The organism is uncultured Nostoc sp., from assembly GCF_964245575.1.
Classification (GTDB): domain Bacteria; phylum Cyanobacteriota; class Cyanobacteriia; order Cyanobacteriales; family Nostocaceae; genus Nostoc.
Genome location: NZ_CAXTNP010000480.1, coordinates 1 through 3420, shown reverse-complemented (window position 1 = coordinate 3420; position 3420 = coordinate 1). Strand labels below are relative to the sequence as shown.

Sequence of the window (3420 nt, the reverse complement as noted above, 5' to 3'; positions counted from 1 at the left end):
CCATTTCCTCTCCCCTTGACAAATCCTGCTTTTCCTTAACTTGTCACGAATCCCCTATCGCTGTTCTCAACACTACCCAGAAATGGGAGCGTTACGCGATTGGGTTCAGAAATTGTCCCATTCCTTTCCTCTCAAGGCATTAATTCCTCTCACCCTTCAAAAACGAGCGAACGTACAGTCCTAAGATGTCAAATGGGTTTTATAGTTTGTAAAAATACTCATCCGTAGTTGCTTGAGGGGAAGTAAACTGTGTTCTAAGCGATCGCTCTTTTTGCCCCAAAAACTTATCCCATTAACTTACCAATTTCCTTTAATTTCTGTTCTAAGATTTCTTGTAAAGATTGAAGCTGTTCACGACTAGCATTAGCTAAAGTTATCTCAGATAATCCACTACTGATTTTTTGAATAATTACTTTTACTTCTTTCAATTCTGATTGCTCTGATGTTAAATACTTAGCTTTAATACCTTTAATTAAATCGCGCGTCTCAGGTACAGTTAAACTTTCTTTTAATACCTGCTCTGTTGCTTTTATTCGTTCTATAGCTGCCTCTTGTTCGGAAATTTTCAATATTTTTGATGACAATGTTACTAATGCCAATGCGTGAGCGCCTTTCAGTTCTTGATGACGAATTGCTTTTTTTAAATCTTCTGGCAAAGATAACATTGGTAAAAAATTGGACTTAACAGAAGCAGGATTCAACCCAAATTCTAAGAACAATAAAAATAATGCTTGCTCCTTGTTATTAATATCCAGTACTTCTAAACCTTGTTGTTGCTCCTCACTAGTAGCAATTAATAATTTTGTTAGTTCCTTGACTTGATTATTACGTTCAAGCCGCTTAAGTACAGCACCAAGAATTGTAGCAACCTCATCAATTTCTAAACCAGTTGATTTGGTGATCTCTTTAAATATTGCTTCTGCCTTATCTAGGGGATTTAAATCTTCAAAACCTAAAAAAGTCAATAACGATGATTGATCTAAATCCTGTGGCTGAGGTACGATTAATGCCCGAATAGTCTCCCATCCTAATAGCTTCGCTCCTGACCAACGTAACTGTCCGTCTAAGAGCATATAACGACCGTTATCTTGAGTCACTAAAATAACTGGCGTAATCTGCCCATGTTTTTTTAGTAATCTCGCTTTTGCCTGAATAGACTCTTGTGTAATTGTTTGTCTTGGCTGGTTAGGGTTAGGGTCAATTAAACCTGTATCAATGGCAATCTCACCTGTTTGCGTTTGCAATTGTTCGCGCAGTTTGGCGATTTCTGTCTCTAATTCTGGTGATTGCGATGCACGTAACCTTTCTACTTCAACTTGTAAATCCGTAATTTTTTGTTCTTGAGCGGTTTTCTGTACTGCCCCTTTAAATTTATCGCCTATCTGCGGTAATCCTTTTGCCATTATTTTTCCTTAATTAATGCAATCACATCATCAACAATTAATTTGAAATCTTTGCAAGCAGAATGCTTGGGACGATACTTGTGCAATGGTAATCCATAGGCACTAGCATTTTTAAATTCGTTAGAACTCCGAATTTTTGGATACAACTTTATACCTAATTTCTCAGCAATTGCAGGTAACTGTGCCAAGTATTGCCTGTGCATAGCGACTACTGGGTTATACATACTGGGAACAAACCCTAAAATTGGTGGACGTGGTTCAAGTTGTAACTCGTCACTTGTGGAAATACACCATTCAACTAACTCTGCTGAACCAGAAATTGCTTTCATCTCTAACTGTACTGGAACTAAAATATGAGTCGCAGCAGCTAAAGCATTGACATTTAGCATACCCAAAGTTGCAGGACAGTCCAAAATAATTAGGTTATGAGGTAATGAATATTTATTTAGTTTGTCTGCTAAACTGTATTCTCCACGTTTTCTGATCACCAATTCATTAGCTATTTCAGCCAACAAGGGATGTCCTTGACACACCTCAACTTTAGAATCCCAAACTGGTACTAATGACCAATCACCTTTAAAATCCTTAGAAAGTAACTTTACTGTAGTTAAATTTGCTTCGGCTGGTGACAAACCACAAAACACGTCCAATGAACGTTGGGGGTCTAAATCTAACATAGCTACTGTATAACCCTGCTTGCTTACTTCATAGGCAATATGTGTGCTAATGGTAGACTTACCTACTCCACCAGCATTAGCCAGGAGTGCGAGAACTATCTGTTTCATAAAAATTACTCAAACTTAGTCGCAGTATATCAATGATTTGTCGGATTTTAAAATCCGACAAATATAAGTTTGAGAATTTTAATAATTATCAGATTTTAAAATTCGAAACAAGCTGAATTTCAAAAATTATATTCGGTTTGCCAAGGCTAGGCTGGAAAACATGGGAAGAGGCTTTTTGGTGAGTCGATAAGCCCCCTAATTTATCTGTGGAGGACGAACCTCTCTCCCATTTTTTTGTCGTTAAATTGATCACCCAAAGAACTCCCGATGCTTCTTAAAAATATGGATTAAATAAGATCCAGAATTATCACACCTATGGCTTGGCAGTATAATTCCATTGAGGCAAATAATCATAAAACACAATTTCCATCCTTTGCTTGAAATCCCCTGTGACTTTGCGACTTGTTTTATATATCTGAGTCAAGATAGTTGTTAACACTTTTAAGGGAAAGGAACTCATAGAAAAAACTGTATCCACTTAGGGGTTATACGACTCCGTATAAATAAAAGTTTTCACGTTGCCATTGGCTTTAACCCACAGGTTTAACTCCTCTAGCTGTAATTAAACGTCCTGCAATTGTCTTTAATCCTAAACGTGTTTCATGCTGGCACAAGTACCTTAATCGTTTCTCCGATCCAAATTCCTCCTGCAAGAATTTGAATGCTAGAGGAAGTTTTTTTTAAATAGAACTTACGTCTTGACAAAATAGGCAAATAATACAGCAAAAGAAATTAGGAAAAATAGGCGATCGCTAATTACTGGGAGACTAGGGCGTGTTTTCAAACTTGCTGTATCCTAAAATAAAGATGCGATCGCTTTAGTGTGATGATGAATCGAGGAGACTTAAGCAACGAACAGTGGGAGCGGTTAAAACCGTTACTACCACCACAAAAACCCCAAACGGGTAAACCAAATCATGAGCAGACGCTCGTTCCTCGCTAACGCTTCGCTATCGACAGGTTGTGAATGGCATCCTTTGGATACTCAGAACAGGGGCACCTTGGAGGGATATGCCGGAACCTTATGGAAGGTGGGAGAATATTGCAACGCGGTTTTATCGGTGGCAAAAAGCCAGAATTTGGAATCAAATCTTAGAACATCTACAAGCGATGCCTGCGGTTTTTGCTAGCCTACGCAGATGAACACCGTCAAAGCAACATTGTTTGAGTCGCTTAATAACTGTCCGTTCGCTCAATTTTGAGGGGTGAGAGATAATTATGTCTTGCACAGC

General features: G+C 38.2%; 3 protein-coding genes. 1 reads left to right on the top strand and 2 read right to left on the bottom strand.

Going from position 1 to position 3420, the window contains the following annotated elements; translation table 11 throughout:
* Positions 1-284 precede the first annotated feature (284 nt).
* Entirely contained in the window at positions 285-1403 is a 1119-nt protein-coding gene (locus ACFFAP_RS37260) for a ParB/RepB/Spo0J family partition protein (RefSeq protein WP_375515916.1), read from the bottom strand.
* Positions 1403-2188, bottom strand: a complete 786-nt coding sequence (locus ACFFAP_RS37255; protein WP_375515915.1) for a ParA family protein — start codon at positions 2186-2188, stop codon at positions 1403-1405. Before ACFFAP_RS37255 ends, ACFFAP_RS37260 begins: the two co-directional genes overlap by 1 nt.
* Before the next feature lie 963 nt (positions 2189-3151).
* Here ACFFAP_RS37255 and ACFFAP_RS37250 point away from each other — a divergent pair.
* Positions 3152-3331: a transposase gene (locus tag ACFFAP_RS37250; protein WP_375515914.1), complete on the top strand. Its 180-nt coding sequence runs from the start codon at positions 3152-3154 to the stop codon at positions 3329-3331.
* Positions 3332-3420 lie beyond the last annotated feature (89 nt).